The organism is Microvirga pakistanensis (genome assembly GCF_004458765.1).
In the GTDB taxonomy this organism is placed as follows: domain Bacteria; phylum Pseudomonadota; class Alphaproteobacteria; order Rhizobiales; family Beijerinckiaceae; genus Microvirga; species Microvirga pakistanensis.
This window is the reverse complement of record NZ_SPJX01000167.1, coordinates 94,664-111,619: the sequence shown is the minus strand read 5'-3', so window position 1 is coordinate 111,619 and position 16,956 is coordinate 94,664. Positions and strand designations below refer to the sequence as shown.

Sequence of the window (16,956 nt, the reverse complement as noted above, 5' to 3'; positions counted from 1 at the left end):
GCATCCGTGGATATCATTCTGTATGCTTCCACAGCCCAGCGATATGTTTGAACCAGCACAGCACCTAAACCTCCATAGGCGTGCAGGCATATTCCCAGGGCAAGATCTGAAAAGACGTGAATGCACGCAGCTTGATCACCTAGAAAGCGTCAGCCATCTAAGCCGAATTGGGGTCAAGAGGCATGCCGATGCACATCCAAGCAAACAGGAACAGTTCGCCAACTACGGCGTGCTGGACAGGCTCCCATTCCTTGGACGATGAAGCCTGGACGGGATAGAGCGATGCTCGTGGAAACATAATTCCGGCGGCACAGCCCTTTGTTACCGATTGGGTTGCGAGGGTCGCCAAGGACAATCCCGCTCGGAGCCCAGATGATGTTCAATGATGACACTTGAGCCACATCCACAGCAAACAGGGCCACATTGGGCAAACGTGTCCGCGGAACAATGACCTAGTCTGGCAGGTTGGACCATCGGTCCGCGAGGTAGGGGTTCCGAGCCGATCCGCTTTAACCCGCCAGACTGAGGCGTGAAGCGGCATCTGTCGTCTTCTTCATATTACCAGTATTCGAGAGGGGATTTCCCCACTGGAGAATGCCTATGCACGCTCACGAGATGATCAGTACCCATCCGCACGTAAAGGGGAATACCAATAATGCTCTCATCCAGTGCATCGAGGAATGCTACTCCTGCGCCCAGATCTGCACGTCCTGTGCCGATGCCTGCTTGGGCGAGGACATGGTGCAGCAGCTCACTCAGTGCATCCGGCTGAACCTCGACTGTGCCGATGTGTGCATCGCCACCGGCTCTGTGTCCACCCGCCGGACCGGCTCGAACGAGGAGGTCATCCGCCGCATGTTGGAGGCGTGTGCCACAGCCTGCCGTCTATGCGCTGAAGAATGTGAGCGTCACGCCAGCATGCACGAGCACTGCCGCATCTGTGCCGAGTCCTGCCGCCGGTGCGAGCAGGCGTGCCAAGCAGCCCTCAGCAGCATGACCTAGACTCTGCGGCAGGAGGTTGTACCATCGGACTCCGAACAGCGATCCGAGCTGCACCAGCTTCAGCCGATCTGCAACCTAGGCGCGCAGTCTCGTGCTCTCCGTCTTTGATCTCGTCGCCGTCCTTCTGGTCCTGACAGCCGTCTTCGGCTGGTTCAATCATGTTGTCGTCCGGCTGCCACACACCATCGGCCTTTTGGTGATGGGGCTTGTCGCCTCGCTGGTCCTGATCGCCATCGAGTTTGCCCGTCCGGAGGTCCACCTCTACGAGGACCTGACCGTCCTGCTGCGCCAGGTCGATTTCAGGGCCACCGTGCTCAACGGGCTCCTGGCCTTTCTGCTGTTCGCCGGTGCCCTGCATGTCGATCTCTCGCTGCTGCGGCGCCGGGCCTGGCCCATCGGCATCATGGCGACAGCCGGGGTCGCGATCTCGACCGCCATCATCGGCGTCGGCCTGTGGTGGATCGCCGGCATGTTAGAAATGCCGCTCCCGCTTGCATGGGCGCTGGTGTTCGGCGCCCTGATCAGCCCGACCGATCCGGTAGCCGTCCTCAGCACCCTCAAAGCCGTGCAGGTGCCCGAGACGCTTGAGGCCGACATGTCGGGAGAGTCCCTCTTCAACGACGGGGTTGGCGTGGTGGTGTTCACGGTCCTGCTCGCCATCGCCACGGGAGCCGGGGAGGGAGGAGCCAGCCCCGGTCATATTGCCCAACTGTTCTTTGTTGAGGCCCTTGGCGGTGCAATCCTCGGGTTCGGAACCGGTTATGTTGCTTACCGCGCGATGCGCGTGATCGACAACTATCCCCTGGAAACCCTGATCTCCCTTGCTGTTGCGGCGGGCACCTATGCGGTGGCGGCCAAGTTCCACATGAGCGGTCCCATCGCCGTGGTGGTGGCCGGCATTCTGATCGGCAACCGCGGCCCGCAGGACGCCATGAGCGATCTGACCCAGCGCTATGTCTTCGGGTTCTGGCAGCTCGTGGACGAGATCCTGAATTCCGTGCTCTTCCTGCTGATTGGGCTCGAGGTTCTGGTTCTCGGCTTTGACCCTGCCTTTGCCTGGCTCAGCCTCGCGAGCATTCCGCTTGTGCTTCTGGCCCGCTTGCTGGCGGTGGCCATCCCGGTCGGGGTGCTGCGCCTGCGGCAGAAGTTTGCGTCCGGGACGATCCCGGTTCTGACCTGGGGCGGCCTGCGCGGCGGGATCTCCATCGCGCTGGCGCTGTCCCTGCCGGACGTCGCTGAAAAGCCGGCGCTGCTCGCAGCAACCTATGCTGTCGTCGTATTCACAATCATCGTCCAGGGACTTAGCCTTCGGGCCGTGGTCGAACGGGTCACATGACGCCCGCCCCTGGAGAGTTGCATGACACGCCTGGTCCTTGAGCCTCTGAGCACGTACCGCTCGTACCCGTCGGAGGAGATGATCGCCCGGGCGCAGGCCTTCTACGAGGACATCAGGCGGCGGCGGACGGTGCGGGATTTCTCCGACAAGCCGGTGCCGCGGGAGGTGATCGAATATGCCCTCCTGGCCGCGGGCACGGCGCCGTCTGGCGCCAACCTGCAGCCCTGGCACTTCACCGTGATCACCGATCCGGACACGAAACGGCGCATCCGCGAGGAAGCGGAGGCTGAGGAGCGCGATTTCTACAATGGCCGTGCCCCGCAGGAATGGCTCGACGCCCTGGCGCCGCTCGGCACGGATGAGCACAAGGGGTTTCTCGAGACGGCTCCCGTGCTGATCGCCATCTTCGGGCAGCGCTCAAGCGAGGGGCCGGACGGGCGGAAGGTGAAGAACTACTACGTGCCGGAATCCGTGGGAATCGCCACCGGCTTCCTGATCGCCTCCCTGCATGCGGCGGGCCTGGTCACGCTCACCCATACCCCCAGCCCGATGGGCTTCCTCAACGAGATCTGCGGCCGTCCCGAGACGGAGAAGCCGTACATCCTACTTGTTGTCGGCTACCCGGCGGAGGGCTGCACGGTGCCGGTCCACGGCGGGATCAAAAAGCCGCTGGAGAAGATCGCCTCCTGGCTGTGAGGATGCACCTAAGGCTGAAATGCTATTGTTGCGAAATCTCAGGCCGCGATTGGTGTCGACATTCGCCCAGGAGACTTGCTTACGCGGGAAGTTCCAAGCGGCTGCGGAAGTGTTTCGTATGACAGATACGCTGCCGTGCCGAGCAAATGCTCAAGGACAAGCCGGTATCCGCTGGTCCAAAGCTCGTCCGGAACATCGACTAAACTGTCGAAACTTTGGCATGCGGGATGGCTGTAAGGCGGAATGTCTTCTATTGGCACGAGGTTGACCTTAGCCTTATTTCGGCGTTGCTGGGGTAAGCGGACCTAAATCCAATTGTGCCTATAAGTAGCCTTCACTGGATTCAGGCCACTGCTGGGCCAACTCGGGGATGACGCTCCGTTTGCCGGACAGCGGAAGTCAGACCACGACCGGAGTGGATGACCCCACTGTCACGGCCATTCTTTTGGGTCCGATGCCGCCTTAGCTGTTTAGCCGAATTGTCCTAGGTACCGATCCCCGTCCGTCATCCTCACACTTTGTCTGCACCCTCATATGAGTTGGGCTTCAGAGGAGCTGGGGTGACGTCTCGGGGCAGGACATGGCAGTTGCTCTGACCTGCGCCATCTACCCAAAGTCATAACGTCCCCAGCGGGAGCGATCACATCGTGGGCAAGTCCCTGTCGGCCTCGAGCGAGCGTGGACTCAGGATGCTTGCACGCTCGTGGCTCCCATCCCTGCGCTCGCGCTTGGTCCTTCTCACCCTCGTCCTGCTGATCCCGGCGCTCACGGCAGCCGGGATCGCCGTCTATGCGGGATACCGCCATGATCGGCATGAGATCGAGAAGCACCTCCAGGAAACCACCCGGGCGCTGTCACTGGTCGTGAACCGTCAGTTCGGGCCGGCCGAGGCGCTGCTCTGGGCTCTGTCAACGTCCCCGCAGCTCCTCGAGAAGGACTACGCGGCCTTAGACGCGCGAGCGCGCGCTGCCATCCGTCTCCCGGGCACTTGGGTCGTTGTCGCCGATGATGAGAAGTAACTGGTCAACACCCTGCTCGCACCTGGCAGCCCCCCTGCCAATCGTCCCCGACAATAACTATCGAAAAGGGCTTGTTCCGGGCACGATCCGGATCAGCAACCTGTTCATGGGTACCGCGGCAAAGCAGCCGGCCGTCGCCGTCGACACCCTTGTGACCACCTGGGATGGTGCCGAGCTCCTTGTCTCGGTCATCATGCTCGCGGAGGGGGGCAGCCGCATCCTAGCCGACCAGGTGTGAATCGGCACCGAAGCCTTGATCCCTCCTAAGGGAACCGCAACGACTGAGTTTAGCAACACAAAATGAAAATTAGGTGGGGTCACGATCGGTGCTGGTAATGACCCCGCCGATGTTACCAGTTCGGTAACAATGGCATGTGCGTAACGGCAGTCGGCTCAAGGGTATGTATTCGATGCTGATTTACAATCGGTGGATACAACAGCAGGTGAGTGAGCTGGGCCAGCCACATGTAGATCCGCTTCGCCAAAACCGTCGCAACAACACGAACTTGAACTCTTGTTCGATGACAATGAGACAACCTCATCGTTCATGCACTTTTACTTCGTGGTGCCTAACAAATTGTCACTTGCGGGCTTCCAGTTCCTGAATAAGCGTTTTCATCTCATCGATCTCACGGCGTTGGGCGCTGATGATATCGTCGGCGAGCCTTCTCACACGCGGGTCGGTGATGTTAGCCCGCTCGCTTGTCAGGATCGCGATAGAGTGGTGCGGGATCATGGCCTTCATCCAGGCCACGTCTTCGACGGTGTCCTGGCTGCGGACGAGGTAGAGGGCCAAGCCGAACACGACCATGGCTCCGAGAAAGATGGCCATGTTTACTATGTTACTTGAGTACATGCCAAGCATGAACCCCAGCATGATGATAGCCATGGTGGCACCCATCACCAAGGCCATATACACTCGCGTTTCGCTCCAGTAGACATGGTCGAGGCTGTAGACGTTCAGGTACATCAGCCCAAACATCACCACAGTGGACATCAGGATCATCGCGCCAAAGCGGGCGTAGTTGGTCATTGCTAGGTTCCAATATCGCCGTTCAAGACTGTCGCCCATTAACTGCCAGCGGCATATTCACGTTCCTGCTGAACGTTAGGCATGGATGATGATTCAACGCCGGAGTTCTTGTTAGCGGAGGCGCTCTGGCTTTCTCAATTGCAGATCCGTTTCTATCGGACAGAACGACGTAGGAGCCGATAGCGAAGTGACGAGTGCGACAAGGTCCTCCTTTCACATGACAGGGCGCAGATCAAAATACCTGCGCCCTGTGAATGAGGCTGGGAAGGCAATTATCGGGCGCACTCGATGGGAACGCGCTGATCAGTGCCCTGAATAAGAACAGTCCGGCACGTAACGCCATTGATTGTCCGGATTTCATGCGGAGCGGCATTCGGGAAGGCTGAGCCGGGCGTGCCGGAAACGGGAGCGCCGGGTGCAGGGCTCACAAGAACGCTGCCGGTCGTAGTGGGATCCATGCCGGCCGAAGTGGCACACTGAACCGGAATGCGCTGGTTGCTTTCCCGATCAAGAACGGTGCGGCAGGGCACCCCGTTGGCGGAGTTGGCATGCGGTCCGTAGAAGTCGGAACCCTAGCCGGCCGCTTGTGTGAGCCCTCAGAAACTTCTCCTCCAGCTCGGCCCGCAACCGCTCCTTGGGACCGCTGGCCCGGCGCGCGGTCTCCTCGGTCGTGAGGCCGCTCGGCGGCCCATACATGTAGGAGGGCGTCACGATCAGAACCGCGTCGGTGGCTGCGGCGCCGGCGATCGCGCTTTCGGCTATGGCCGGCCGGATCCGCTGCCATTGGGAGTAGGGCACATTCACCAAATGGTAGATGACTGCCGCATCCCGGCCGGCCTTCCGGATGTTCTGGGAGCGAAGATTGTCAGCCTGAAAACCCTCGACACCTTTCGGTCATGAGCCGACGGCGCTGCGGCTGACCGCCCGCACGTGCCGGCCCTGGTGAGCCAACTCCCCGACGATGGCCCGCCCCGCCGGTCGCCGCCAAAAGTACGGTATTACAGGTCCGCTTCGACATCGTTACGGAGTTTCTGCCGCTCTCGGCGTGACCGGATCTGGTGGGTCCCGACCGTCTGCCCCCTCACCAGCAGCTGGTCCTGCTGCCTGATTAGGTCAAACCGGCGTGTCGCTCCGGCAAGAAGGTCCTCGGAGCCGTGCACCGCAATCACCTTGATCTTAAAGAAGACGAGGTTCTTGAGGTCATCCGAAGCGATGCCGCCTCGCGACCCTGTAGACCTTTGAAGCGCAGGCTCGATAAGACTATGAAACGATCCGATGTCTACGAACCGTCCCGCCTGCAACGGGCCTTGCCGGGTCTTCAGATCCAGATCCGAGCGGCCTTCCAGCAATTCGGTCACTGGGCAACTCCAGCGTCCCTCGTTCGTCTCGACGGTCGCGATGATGCTCTCGATGTAGATTGCCTCGGCGCTCATGTTGCTGATCAGGCACCGGGCCTCGAGCCCGAACCCGGCGCCGCGGTTGATCTGGATGTTCGATCTCTTCTGCCGGCGATAGCTGCTGACGAATACCTGCAAGTAGGCGATCCAGACAAACAGCATCGCGATGTTCGCTAGGGCGCTGATGACTTGATGGTTGCTCGCAATCCAGTTCCACATAATCGTCCGCTTGCAGTTAGCTTGTCCGGATGTCTGCCGCGAGCCTTCCCGGCCGCAGTTCGGCGCAGTGCATTCCGAGATGAACTCTCGTCTACGTCATCATCACCGTCCCGCTCCCTTCGAAGCTCCGCCAAAAAAGGGAACTTTTCACTATGGGGGCGGATCAAGCTCGTGTTCCGGGGCGCCGTGGACGAGTTGCGTCGCCGGCGTGTGGACGAGCAGGAGATAACGCTCGAACTGGACGAGGATGTCAGCGATGATCTGGTCGCGGTTCATCCCCATGATATCGTAGCCGCGGCCGCCACTGGAAAAGTAGGTGCGGGCCTCATAGCGGTATTCAGGCTTGCCTGCGGCAAGAGGAAAGAAGTTTGCCAGGGGCTGGGTGCTGCGGCTGACACCATAGACGAAGTCGCGAACACCTTCGGCTGGTGAGCGTAGGGCGACGGCACCACCATCTTCCTCGACGACATGAGTGGTGCGGCCACGCGATGTCAGCTCTCTCGCAACTTGGTCGAGTGCCGGACGCACCTGGGTCGCAATGAACTCATCCACTTCGACTTCGGTCGGAGCATGCAGAATGGATGCGAGACGGCGTTGCCAAGTGAGGCCGGCGGCCGGCTGCGCTGGAGGAATGTGTGGTCTTGCAGCATGGGCCTGTTGTTGGGCAAGATCTGCACGCATGCCGATCATGAGCGACCAGACGAGCGCCAGCATGACAAAGGTGAAGGGCAGGGCGCTGGCCACGGTCGCCGATTGCAGAGCGCCAAGACCGCCTGCGAGAAGCAGACTGGCCGCCACAGCTCCCTCGAGGACGCACCAGAAGACGCGCTGGCCGGTCGTGGTCTGAGTTTCGCCGCCCGCGGCAATGGAGTCCACGACCAGCGCACCAGAATCTGCGGACGTAATGAAGAAGATCCCGACCAGAAGCACGGCCAAGGTGGAGGTGAGGCCCGAAAACGGCAGATACTCAAAGAACTTGAAAAGGCCGACCGACACGTCGTCGGCAATAGCAGCACCCAATGCACCGGCTGCTGCGCCGGTATCCACGACAATTGCCGTGTTGCCGAACACGGTCATCCAGAAGAAGGTGAAGCCGGCCGGGATAAACAGCACGGCGGTGACGAACTCGCGCACCGTGCGGCCGCGCGAGATGCGGGCGATGAACATGCCGACGAACGGCGACCAGGAAATCCACCATGCCCAGTAGAAAAGCGTCCAGGCATCAATCCAAGGCGTCGGTTCGTAAGCATAGATGTTGAAGGTGCGCAGAAGCAGCGTGTCGAGATAAAGACCCAGATTCTGCACGAAATCGCGGAAGAGCAACGCCGTCGGTCCAACCACCAGAACGAAGATCATCAGCAGGATCGCCACGATCAGATTGGTTTCGGAGAGGATGCGAACGCCCTTATCAAGGCCGGTGACGACCGAAACTGTGGCCAGAGCCGTAATGCCGGCAATCAGGGGAAGCTGGACTTCGATGCCGATGGGGATGCCCAGAAGGTAGTTGAGCCCGGCGTTGATCTGGGAGACCCCCACGCCGAGCGAGGTGGCGATACCGAACATGGTGCCGACGATGGCGAAGATGTCGACAGCATGACCAATGGGGCCGTTGATGCGCTCCTTTAGGAGCGGATAGAGGCCGGAGCGGATCGTGAGCGGCAGGTTGTAGCGGTAGCCGAAATACGCCAGCGACAGGCCGACCACGGCATAGATGGCCCAGGCATGAATACCCCAGTGAAAGAAGGTGACCGACATCGCCTCCCGCATCGCCGCGACGGAGCGAGGCTGGGCCGTCGGTGGCGCCATGAAATGGGTCATCGGCTCGCCCACGGCATAGAACATGAGGCCGATGCCCATGCCGGCGGCAAACAGCATGGCGATCCAGGATGTGAACCTGAAGTCGGGGGTGGACTCGTCCGGCCCGAGCTTCAGCCGGCCGTATTCGCCCAGGCAGAGGAGCAGCACGGTTGCAAGGAAGACACCAACGGCGAGGAGATAAAGCCAGCCGAAGCTGTTGAGAATGGCAGCCTGCAAGGCTTTGAAGACCTCGCTCGCGCGATCCGGGAGAACAACCCCAATGGCGAGGAAGATGCCGATCGCCGCGATGGCACCGAAGAAGACTGGTGGGTTGATGATGAAGCGCTTGAACATGCGGCTCCCTTGGATGCTCCGTCGCCAGCCGCGGCCTCTATGTGAGCGGGGAGCGTCGCCTTCCGGAACTCCCACGTTCCTGACCTGGGATAGAAAACGTCGGAGGGAGAAGAGTTCCTTTTCCACACCCGCCTTAGACCGGCTGCGGTCAAGCTGTTTCGACGGAGCGGGGACGTGTTGGGTGGATGGAGCCTTATGAAATGCGGGCCTGGCTACCTCCCAGTAGTGACCGTAGATCCGCCTCCACGCTGCTCAGCAACTGAACCAGTATCCCCGCTCATCCATATAGGGATAAATACCAGAATGTGGGCAGAAGATAATGAAACTGGTGCCGGGAAGTGTCTCCTGAGAACGATGGGCTTACCGGCTCTGTGCCCTCATAAGGTCACGAAAGCTTGACCTTAAGTTTCCTGTCCGCTCCACTCGGCGGAGCCTGTTGATCTTGAACGTACTCACAATCCATGAAACCAAGCCTCCGATCATCATAGCTCAGGAGATGACATGCACGCAGCCGCCCCTCGTCCCCGCTCAGCCCTGCGCGCCTTTCTCAGCAGCGAGGCCTCGGGTGGTGTCGTCCTCATGGGAGCGGCCGCCCTGGCCCTCGTCGTCGCCAACTCGCCCGTGAGCGGCGCGTATTTCGAGGTATTGCACAGCTACGTGCTTGGCCTGTCGGTGCTGCACTGGGTCAATGATGCGCTGATGGCGGTGTTCTTCCTGCTGGTGGGGCTGGAGATCAAGCGCGAGATGCTGGACGGCCAGCTCTCCACCTGGCCGCGCCGGATCCTGCCAGGCATCGCGGCTCTCGGCGGCATGGTCGTGCCGGCGGTGATCTACCTCGCCTTCAACTCCGGACCGGACGACCACCCTCGCGGCTGGGCCATCCCCTCGGCCACTGACATCGCCTTCGCGCTTGGCGTGCTGTCGCTGCTCGGGCCGCGGGTGCCGATCTCGCTCAAGGTGTTTCTGACCGCACTGGCCATCCTCGATGACCTTGGGGCGGTTCTCATCATCGCAGTGTTCTACACTGGTGATCTCAATCTTTACGCCCTGGCAGGTGCAGCCTTCGTGCTGGTTCTCCTCAGCGGCCTGAACCGAGCCGGCTTCAGCGACCTGAAGCCCTATCTCCTGCTCGGTGCGGTGCTCTGGGCCCTGGTGCTGATGTCCGGCATTCACGCGACGCTGGCCGGTGTAGCCCTGGCGCTCACCATCCCGCTGCGGGTCTCCCCCGGCAAGCCGGAGGACGAGGCCTCGCCGCTGCATCAGCTCGAGCACACCCTCCAGCCCTGGGTAGCGTTCCTGATCGTCCCGGTCTTCGGCTTCGCCAATGCCGGGGTCTCGTTCAGCGGGATGTCATTGGAGACCCTCCTCAACCCGGTGCCGCTCGGAGTGGCGCTCGGGCTATTCGTGGGCAAGCAGGTGGGGGTGTTCGCCTTCTCATGGATGGCGATCCGCATGGCGTGGGCGGACCTGCCGGCGAATGCCACCTGGGCGCAGTTTTACGGCGTCGCGCTCCTGTGCGGCATTGGCTTCACCATGAGCCTGTTCATCGGCCTGCTCGCCTTCCCGACCTCACCGGAGTTGCAGGATGCCACCAAGCTCGGCGTGCTGCTCGGATCGGCTTTGTCGGCCGCCATCGGGGCCGCCTTGCTGAGCGTAACAAAGCCAGAGGCGAGACCCACCAAGTCCCGGTGACGGGGAGGGGCCGAACGACCGCCCCACTCAGCTATGCCCTAGATGCTCATCACGATGGACAGGGTGCCCATGGCGATGAACACCAGGATCATCGCCGGATAGAGAGCGAAGATCAGCGAGGACTTCATGAACGAGCGCACGTCCTCGCCCTTGCGGGGCGTCCCAGCAGGAGCAGCGCTGCCGCGATACCCAGCATCGCAAGTCCAAGCGTCACGCTCACCATTGTCTCCTTGGCCTCCCTGATGGGGCTCTGATGACCGTCCGGGAAAATGCGGGAACGCTCAAGCCCTGCTCGGTTCAACAAACCAGGAGCAACTCTGCTGGATTCGACCTCAGGGTCATGCGCGTACGGCAGTCCGGCAGGCAGCAGCCAGGGCAAGGTCCATGACATGCCATGGGTCTTCGTCTGTCCTATGAGAGTTGACCGGCAGCGATGCGATAGCGTCAGGTGAGGATCGCCGCGCTTCCGCACATTCAAGCACGGATCGCCACGTCGGGTATGGGCCGTGTTACGTCCTCAAGGAAGGGCCTTCGGCATCACTGCCGATGGCAGGTGCAAATACCTTCATGCCATTCAAGCTAAAGCTCGCGATGACGTTCCAGGCCGGCTCCGATGACAGCCAATCAAGCCACGCTCGAGCGTCGTGCGAGGTCTCCCGGACCAGGCAACTGACATAGTTGGTGCGCAGGGCCGGATCCCCTTCCACCAGCACCTCAAGGCCGCGCCGGTTCTGCCGCCCACGTCATGCGCTCGACCAGAAGGTAGGCGCCCATGCTTCCGGCTTGCCTGAGAGCGCCGGCTTCATCGCCGCGGCCCTCGAGGTACCAGGTCGAGCGGGTCTGAACATTGACGCCGATGCTCTGCCAGAGGGACAGCTCCAGCTCCCGTGTGCCGAGCGCGGCACTGCTGGACATGTAGGCCCCGCGAGCCGAGGCAATCCAGCGCAGGGCTTTCCTGATGTCCTTCAAGCCCCGCACGCGGGCCATTTCCGCCCGTGAACCTACCAGAATGACATCACCCGAGAAGACGACCCAGGAGGGCACTTGGCTGGTTGACTGGAGCCTTTCAGCAAGGCGTCTTGGAAGGAGAGCCGCATCGGCACCGGCGTCTGACAGCGTTGCATTTGGGTTCAGCTCGGTGGCAGTGACGGCAATGCCGGTCTCGGCGTGAAACGCAGGAGCCAAAACCTGCACGAGTTGGACCAGAGCTCCGGCCGGCACGCCGACCCCCATGGTGCGCTCTTGGGCTCTGGCCGAGCCCAAGCAGAAGAGGGCGGTGACCACGAGAGCCGAGACAGTCCGGTACAGTGACATGAAACCTCCGGCGCTCCTGACAGGGGTCACAAGGACAACAGGCCGGATCAATCCTGGTTCATCTGATGCGCTGAGGGCGATCCCCGTTCAGCCCGTCCCTTGCGAGGAGGCCGACGCCGGCACGATGTCGGCTTCGCGCACCACGCGCTGGATCGGCCCTGTCGCGGCCTTGATACGGTAGAGGGGCTCGTCGTCCGGTCCGGAGGGCAGAAGGCGCAGGATCTCGTAGATCCCGGTGTTCTCGAGAAGCCGTTCCCTTGGCCGCACAAGCTGGCCAACTCCGAATCTGTGAGTCATGGCGTCCGTTCCTCATCCGTGGGCGCGGCTCTTCTGGATTGGCCGGCCCGATGCCGAACCAACCGTGTCGCTTGGCTTGGCGTTCCAGCGCATGCCGCACCGAGGATCAGGCCATTCATCATCACGCTCAAGCCTTGAGCTGTTCAACAAACCAGGAGCAACTCTGCTGCTTGCGTGAATGGCGCGTTAGGATCTTAAAACCCAAGAGTGCCATGGCATCCCTTTGAAGGGTTAGATGAGGAGAAGGACGATGCTGAGCTGGCTCCGTGCCCCTGGAAACAGCAAGGCCGTACAATCCTTATGGATACCGGAGATGGTCGATCGCGTGAGTCGCCATGTAGAGGAGCAGGTGTTCGCCATCACGGGACGGCGCGGGGCGCCGCTCCCGCCTTGCAGCAGCATGACGGATCTGTTGATTGGAGCCTACATCCTGGGTGCCCTCGAGGGCTATGCCCGCACCCTTCCTGCGATCGAGAGTGCGGCTGAACGGGGGAATACCCGTAAACTCCTCAGGGGTGCAGCCACCGAGGTGTGCTTGCGGGTGTTCAGTCCGGAGCGGGTGCGATGGGTCCGCCATCAACTTCCACAATGGGATGGACCGCCGGCATATCACCCCACCTTCCGGCAGGAGCTTTCCAGCATGTGTTGCCGTGGTGCCCGCGACGGCCGACACCTGGCTGCCAATGATCCCCTCAGCTTTGCCAAGGCTGGCAGCCTGCTCGCCTTCCTGCTCGAGATGATGGAGCCACAGGTTTGATCATATTAGTCGCGCCGCCTTACTCTTGTGCTCGCCAGCGGCCAAGTGAAGTAAAGACGGCAGTCCTCTGTAGCGGATGGATCTCTCTCCGCCGCAGGTCCAGTGAGGATAGGAGCCTTGGAGCTAGAGGTTTGTCACCCTAACGTTGGCCGTTGAAGGCGCACTCCGGGACCGGCCTCGTCGGATGGGATCAGCAGCACTCCGCCTCCCTCCAAAGCAGACACCACCTGAGTTGCCGTCGAGGGATGCAGACAATGACGGCCGTTCTCATAGTCACGGATGGTGCTTCGCGAGACCCCCGCCCTTTCGGCAAGTTCTTCCTGAGTCCAGCCCAGAAGACCACGGGCTGCACGGCACTGTTCGGGAGACAATATCAGCATCCTGAATGCTCTCGTCCAAGGAACTCAACATTGGTCAAGCAAGGCGAAGTTATTTTCACACTGAGCCGAAGCAAGAATCCCAAGCCGGTGATCCGGCCATCCTGCTCGGCGGCTTCTTTGCTTCCACAGATCCCGTGCTCGCCAGCGATGGGCAGATGGCTCCGCCGGGTATGGGGATGAAGGACGAGATGCGTTTTATCCTAACGGCCGAATCAGGATTGAAAGACAGACCGGCCGGTCCCTTCGTTAATCTTACTATTGTCGCAGCGCGTGAAGCCAAGCGGAAGCTTTCTGGCTGTTCAAGTGGCGGACGCTTGATGTGATCTGGAGACCACAGCGGGGCTGGCCGGCCCCATTCGAATGGACCCGATTCCGAGATTCACTTGGGATCCGTGACCGCGTGTTATGGTGCACCGGCTCAAACATAGGATGGGCATGTGGCTAGTTTCCAGAAGCTCTCCCGATCATTTCGGCAGGGTCTGCACCGCTCCAGACATCGCTGACGAGTACGGCGTAGAGCGTCTCGACATCGCTCGCGGACCTAAGACGTGCGGCGACATCGCCCTCCCGAAGGCGTCGCGCTGTACACGACAGCGCCCGCAGGAGCGTCCTATTATCATCCTGAGGAGCGAGGATCATCACGACGAGGTCAGCGGGTATGCCATCCACTGCGCCAAAATCCACCGGGGGCTGAAGTCGCGCGAAAACGCCTACGGGAGCAGCAATTCCCACAATTGTCGCATGTGGGATCGCAGTTCCCCGGCCAAGGCCGATTGTCGTGCTGTCCTGCCGCTCGAGAAGGGCATCGAATACCGTGGTAGGATCAAGGTTGACCGAGGCTGCCCCTATATCCGCCAGTTCCTTGAGAATGGAGCGCTTATTCGTTCCGAAAAGGCGCGGAATGACCCGGTCCGCCGCAATGAAATCCGCAATTTTCACGTCGCTAATGCCCCCTATAGTAGGCCAAACCACGTGAGGGTAGCGGCCACCATCTGACTTATTTACTTCATAGCATTGCCTGGATCGACAACCCATCCGTCGTCTCAGGTTTCAAGAATGTGCTTTGATTGCTTCCCTTCCTATGTCGCGCCCGTGGCCCATGTTCAGTTACAATCCAGATGCGCGGCAATGTCCTCATATATCCTTTCAACGCAAGATCTCTTTAGGATGAACTGAGCTGGGAGAAGGGCGAAGACTGATGAAGGGCGAGCGCAGATCGCGCTTAGGTGTCTACTAATTCCTTAACGACTGCCATGGTCCTGAACAGGTTGAGGCCTTGCACAGCGATACCAAGTCCGGTCAAGCACACAACGTGGTCGCTCAGGCGTATCACAAGCATAAATACAGGGATTGGTCACGGGCTTGTAGATGAGGGCCGCAGACTCTGGAGTTTATCTGATGTAGGCCTCGCCGCGTTTTACCTGACCTCGGTAAGGAGTACGTAACATGCTCACTAATGAATGCACCGCTCATTCCATGTCCGAGGGAGCCGCAGGGACAGGAAGCCAATGTGTTGGCAACAGCACGACGCTTGTGTCGATATAAGCCAACCATTTCCCCAGGAACCAGACGCCGGTATGCCATCCGCCTTGCTCCGGGCAAAATAGCAGTAGGGGATGATCATCCCGCTGCGGAGCAGTGGAAATTGGTTGCGGTGTCAATGCGGCGCCTCATGCTAGTTGCGGCAGCGGTTGTGCTCAAAAACATTCAGCAAGGCAAGTGCCGTAGCTTGACCCTAAAGGATCTTTTCGATCCAACTTTCCCCGAGGAGCACGTGAGCGACGTGCTTGTTAAGATCCCTGCTGCGACCGCTCTTTCAGAGCAAGATTGCTTTCTGGTTGGTGACACTCTGGTGCTTTCTGGATCCACGTCTGAACTCGCATAGCTCGGTCATCAGCGGGCAGGAGGTGAGGGTCAAGCCAAGCGCAAAGTGGCGGTGTAGATCGAGGGGGGCGGGCAGATCCAGGAAATTCAAGACGAACTCACCAACCTGTGAGGGCAGCACGGCGGGCGGAAGCCTCACGCTCTGTCCTGTCGAGCAGGACCCCGTAGATCCATCCTAAGACGGCACCGAAGAGGAGATGCAGCAGGACGGGCAAGACGCCGGGCTGCGGGACAGAGGCCGGATCGTCAACCCAAGTAGCGAGGACCATGAGAAGCCACGCCAGCGCACCGAACACCAGGCCCTTGAACCAGAAGGGAGAGGGCAGGAATGGACTCAGCACCGCAAGTAAAGGACCCCACAAGAACGTGCCGACGGCAAAATGCACAACCCAGCTCAGCTCAGTCGGTGTCAGCATGATCCCACTTACGGTGTGGACAGGGTCGGCAACTTGGATCATGCCAGCGAACGACACCAATAATGTGGTGCCCGACACCGCAGCGGAGGCAACAAGCCCTGCTATGATACCCTTCCCGATGTTGATCATGAAGTCCTCGCAGTAGCCGGTCTCGACGGTTCAACAGCCGACGGGCAGGGAGGTTTCCCAAGCCCGCGGCAGTTCATCGGGTTGCAAGGAGCCGGGCGGCATACGCGGAGGTTCTAAGGCACGTGCTGAGGACCGCCTCTCCCGCTCCCCCGTATCCTCTTACCTGAACGCATTGAACACGGCCCCTCCGGCGAGAAAAGCAAACAGGGGGGCGACAGACAGCGGTAGGAGCTCCGCCATAGGCCCGATACGCCAGCAGAGCAGCGGGTTCCCGCAAGGATCGAGCGGCCTTCTTGGTCATCGATCGTCTCATGATGGTCCCGTAAATCCGGATCGTTGATGACGAAGTACAGGCCTGTGGTGATGCCATAGATGAGGAGGCCACGCAGGATTGTCTCCTTCGGGTGCAGGATTAGATATCCGATCAGCACCTCGTAAGTCGCAGGAACCGCCGATTTTGTGGTTCACGTTCTCAGCTCAGGATAGCCTTGATCTTAGGCCCTATTTCCTCGCCTTAGGGACAAGCCGCTCTCAAGGCAAACTGAGGGATTGTGCGAGTGTTCCTCGAAGCTCTCAGCCACAGCGCGGACAGCTAATGCTCGGGGGAATAATTCGTCGGAGAATGCCGGTTGGCTGCGTCAGCGTACCTCTCCTGCCGCGTAGCGTTCATTCACATCGAGCGGATCAGAACTGAATGTCATGCTCGCGCGCGGCACCTCTATAGAGAGGGTGAAGCCCTCATCTCCTGCCCTTAGCGAATGCGGAAGGCGAAGACCGGCGTGCAGCTTGCCTTGGGCATCCACGCGCGCCCCTCGCAGGATGAGGTGGTGCTTCGGCGATCGGCTGGTACCGCCCTTGATCCAGACACGTGCCTCCGGCGGCAGGTTCGACGCCGCAACAACTACCCGCCCTCCGGGTGTCAGTACCGACGGCTCCACCGAGATAATGTGAGCTTCGGCCACAGCTTCAATCGGGGAGGCCTCGTCTCCTTGGGGGCCCTGCGGAAGGACCAGCGCCATCCCAACCGGCAGAATGTTGGGATCGTGAAGGTGCGGATTGGCGTCAATGAGAGCTGACAGGGTTGTACCACAGTGCCGAGCTATGGATGACAGGGTATCACCCGGCGAGATCGTGATCGAAGAACTGCACCGATCCGGCGTGCGCGCCTGGACGGCTGAATTCATTGGCATGGCTCCGACTATAAGCAGGCATACCGCGAGGAAGATTGAGCGCC

17 protein-coding genes are annotated in these 16,956 nt (G+C 60.5%); 8 read left to right on the top strand and 9 right to left on the bottom strand.

Annotated elements, in window-relative coordinates:
- Positions 1 to 600 precede the first annotated feature (600 nt).
- From E4K09_RS30125 to E4K09_RS30635, 5 genes are all read left to right on the top strand, one after another.
- Positions 601 to 1,002 carry a four-helix bundle copper-binding protein gene (locus tag E4K09_RS30125; protein WP_134495942.1) on the top strand — a complete coding sequence of 134 codons (402 nt, stop codon included), beginning with the start codon at positions 601 to 603 and terminating at the stop codon, positions 1,000 to 1,002.
- A gap of 91 nt (positions 1,003 to 1,093) precedes the next feature.
- Positions 1,094 to 2,338 (top strand): cation:proton antiporter, encoded by a 1,245-nt coding sequence (locus E4K09_RS06505; protein WP_134495941.1) that lies wholly within the window; start codon positions 1,094 to 1,096, stop codon positions 2,336 to 2,338.
- 21 nt (positions 2,339 to 2,359) lie between these two features.
- Positions 2,360 to 3,034 carry a nitroreductase family protein gene (locus E4K09_RS06500; RefSeq protein ID WP_134495940.1) on the top strand — a complete coding sequence of 225 codons (675 nt, stop codon included), beginning with the start codon at positions 2,360 to 2,362 and terminating at the stop codon, positions 3,032 to 3,034.
- 647 nt (positions 3,035 to 3,681) lie between these two features.
- Complete coding sequence (locus E4K09_RS06495; protein WP_134495939.1) at positions 3,682 to 4,053, top strand: hypothetical protein; 372 nt, start codon at positions 3,682 to 3,684, stop codon at positions 4,051 to 4,053.
- Positions 4,054 to 4,159: 106 nt separating this feature from the next.
- On the top strand, positions 4,160 to 4,291 hold the full coding sequence (locus E4K09_RS30635) for a hypothetical protein (protein ID WP_280177449.1): 132 nt from the start codon (positions 4,160 to 4,162) through the stop codon (positions 4,289 to 4,291).
- 342 nt (positions 4,292 to 4,633) lie between these two features.
- On the opposite strand, the gene E4K09_RS06490 is transcribed toward E4K09_RS30635, so the two are convergent.
- The 3 genes from E4K09_RS06490 to E4K09_RS06475 form a co-directional block, all read right to left on the bottom strand.
- Positions 4,634 to 5,086 carry a DUF305 domain-containing protein gene (locus E4K09_RS06490; RefSeq protein ID WP_134495938.1) on the bottom strand — a complete coding sequence of 151 codons (453 nt, stop codon included), beginning with the start codon at positions 5,084 to 5,086 and terminating at the stop codon, positions 4,634 to 4,636.
- Between the two features lie 998 nt (positions 5,087 to 6,084).
- Positions 6,085 to 6,645, bottom strand: a complete 561-nt coding sequence (locus E4K09_RS06480) for a hypothetical protein (RefSeq protein WP_134495937.1) — start codon at positions 6,643 to 6,645, stop codon at positions 6,085 to 6,087.
- Positions 6,646 to 6,852: 207 nt separating this feature from the next.
- Positions 6,853 to 8,853 (bottom strand): BCCT family transporter, encoded by a 2,001-nt coding sequence (locus E4K09_RS06475; RefSeq protein ID WP_134495936.1) that lies wholly within the window; start codon positions 8,851 to 8,853, stop codon positions 6,853 to 6,855.
- Between the two features lie 501 nt (positions 8,854 to 9,354).
- Between E4K09_RS06475 and nhaA the strand changes: the two genes are divergently transcribed.
- Positions 9,355 to 10,545: a Na+/H+ antiporter NhaA gene (gene nhaA / locus E4K09_RS06470; RefSeq protein ID WP_134495935.1), complete on the top strand. Its 1,191-nt coding sequence runs from the start codon at positions 9,355 to 9,357 to the stop codon at positions 10,543 to 10,545.
- Between the two features lie 714 nt (positions 10,546 to 11,259).
- On the opposite strand, the gene E4K09_RS06465 is transcribed toward nhaA, so the two are convergent.
- Together E4K09_RS06465 and E4K09_RS06460 are read right to left on the bottom strand one after the other, a co-directional pair.
- Complete coding sequence (locus E4K09_RS06465; RefSeq protein WP_134495934.1) at positions 11,260 to 11,859, bottom strand: substrate-binding domain-containing protein; 600 nt, start codon at positions 11,857 to 11,859, stop codon at positions 11,260 to 11,262.
- A gap of 87 nt (positions 11,860 to 11,946) precedes the next feature.
- Positions 11,947 to 12,156, bottom strand: a complete 210-nt coding sequence (locus tag E4K09_RS06460) for a hypothetical protein (RefSeq protein ID WP_134495933.1) — start codon at positions 12,154 to 12,156, stop codon at positions 11,947 to 11,949.
- Positions 12,157 to 12,406: 250 nt separating this feature from the next.
- Between E4K09_RS06460 and E4K09_RS06455 the strand changes: the two genes are divergently transcribed.
- Complete coding sequence (locus E4K09_RS06455) at positions 12,407 to 12,913, top strand: hypothetical protein (RefSeq protein WP_204985700.1); 507 nt, start codon at positions 12,407 to 12,409, stop codon at positions 12,911 to 12,913.
- 134 nt (positions 12,914 to 13,047) lie between these two features.
- Here E4K09_RS06455 and E4K09_RS06450 read toward each other — a convergent pair whose 3' ends face one another.
- Positions 13,048 to 13,293 carry a helix-turn-helix transcriptional regulator gene (locus E4K09_RS06450; RefSeq protein ID WP_134495931.1) on the bottom strand — a complete coding sequence of 82 codons (246 nt, stop codon included), beginning with the start codon at positions 13,291 to 13,293 and terminating at the stop codon, positions 13,048 to 13,050.
- 5 nt (positions 13,294 to 13,298) lie between these two features.
- Here E4K09_RS06450 and E4K09_RS06445 point away from each other — a divergent pair, with 5 nt between their 5' ends.
- Positions 13,299 to 13,616 carry a hypothetical protein gene (locus E4K09_RS06445; protein ID WP_134495930.1) on the top strand — a complete coding sequence of 106 codons (318 nt, stop codon included), beginning with the start codon at positions 13,299 to 13,301 and terminating at the stop codon, positions 13,614 to 13,616.
- A gap of 118 nt (positions 13,617 to 13,734) precedes the next feature.
- On the opposite strand, the gene E4K09_RS06440 is transcribed toward E4K09_RS06445, so the two are convergent.
- From E4K09_RS06440 to E4K09_RS06430, 3 genes are all read right to left on the bottom strand, one after another.
- Positions 13,735 to 14,232 carry a PTS sugar transporter subunit IIA gene (locus E4K09_RS06440; protein ID WP_166802196.1) on the bottom strand — a complete coding sequence of 166 codons (498 nt, stop codon included), beginning with the start codon at positions 14,230 to 14,232 and terminating at the stop codon, positions 13,735 to 13,737.
- Between the two features lie 1,043 nt (positions 14,233 to 15,275).
- Positions 15,276 to 15,722 (bottom strand): DUF6789 family protein, encoded by a 447-nt coding sequence (locus E4K09_RS06435; protein WP_134495928.1) that lies wholly within the window; start codon positions 15,720 to 15,722, stop codon positions 15,276 to 15,278.
- Between the two features lie 638 nt (positions 15,723 to 16,360).
- Positions 16,361 to 16,906 (bottom strand): LysM peptidoglycan-binding domain-containing protein, encoded by a 546-nt coding sequence (locus tag E4K09_RS06430; RefSeq protein WP_134495927.1) that lies wholly within the window; start codon positions 16,904 to 16,906, stop codon positions 16,361 to 16,363.
- Positions 16,907 to 16,956: the final 50 nt, after the last annotated feature.

What these genes read in the sequence shown, in the direction of transcription:
- E4K09_RS06435 (WP_134495928.1), bottom strand. Translation starts at nt 15,722, where the DNA reads ATGATCAACATCGGGAAGGGTATCATAGCAGGGCTTGTTGCCTCCGCT.
- E4K09_RS06430 (WP_134495927.1), bottom strand. Translation starts at nt 16,906, where the DNA reads ATGAATTCAGCCGTCCAGGCGCGCACGCCGGATCGGTGCAGTTCTTCG.
- E4K09_RS06445 (WP_134495930.1), top strand. Translation starts at nt 13,299, where the DNA reads ATGCTCTCGTCCAAGGAACTCAACATTGGTCAAGCAAGGCGAAGTTAT.
- E4K09_RS06465 (WP_134495934.1), bottom strand. Translation starts at nt 11,859, where the DNA reads ATGTCACTGTACCGGACTGTCTCGGCTCTCGTGGTCACCGCCCTCTTC.
- E4K09_RS06500 (WP_134495940.1), top strand. Translation starts at nt 2,360, where the DNA reads ATGACACGCCTGGTCCTTGAGCCTCTGAGCACGTACCGCTCGTACCCG.
- E4K09_RS30125 (WP_134495942.1), top strand. Translation starts at nt 601, where the DNA reads ATGCACGCTCACGAGATGATCAGTACCCATCCGCACGTAAAGGGGAAT.
- E4K09_RS06490 (WP_134495938.1), bottom strand. Translation starts at nt 5,086, where the DNA reads ATGACCAACTACGCCCGCTTTGGCGCGATGATCCTGATGTCCACTGTG.
- E4K09_RS06460 (WP_134495933.1), bottom strand. Translation starts at nt 12,156, where the DNA reads ATGACTCACAGATTCGGAGTTGGCCAGCTTGTGCGGCCAAGGGAACGG.
- E4K09_RS06455 (WP_204985700.1), top strand. Translation starts at nt 12,407, where the DNA reads ATGCTGAGCTGGCTCCGTGCCCCTGGAAACAGCAAGGCCGTACAATCC.
- E4K09_RS30635 (WP_280177449.1), top strand. Translation starts at nt 4,160, where the DNA reads ATGGGTACCGCGGCAAAGCAGCCGGCCGTCGCCGTCGACACCCTTGTG.
- E4K09_RS06480 (WP_134495937.1), bottom strand. Translation starts at nt 6,645, where the DNA reads ATGCTGTTTGTCTGGATCGCCTACTTGCAGGTATTCGTCAGCAGCTAT.
- E4K09_RS06450 (WP_134495931.1), bottom strand. Translation starts at nt 13,293, where the DNA reads ATGCTGATATTGTCTCCCGAACAGTGCCGTGCAGCCCGTGGTCTTCTG.
- E4K09_RS06475 (WP_134495936.1), bottom strand. Translation starts at nt 8,853, where the DNA reads ATGTTCAAGCGCTTCATCATCAACCCACCAGTCTTCTTCGGTGCCATC.
- nhaA (WP_134495935.1), top strand. Translation starts at nt 9,355, where the DNA reads ATGCACGCAGCCGCCCCTCGTCCCCGCTCAGCCCTGCGCGCCTTTCTC.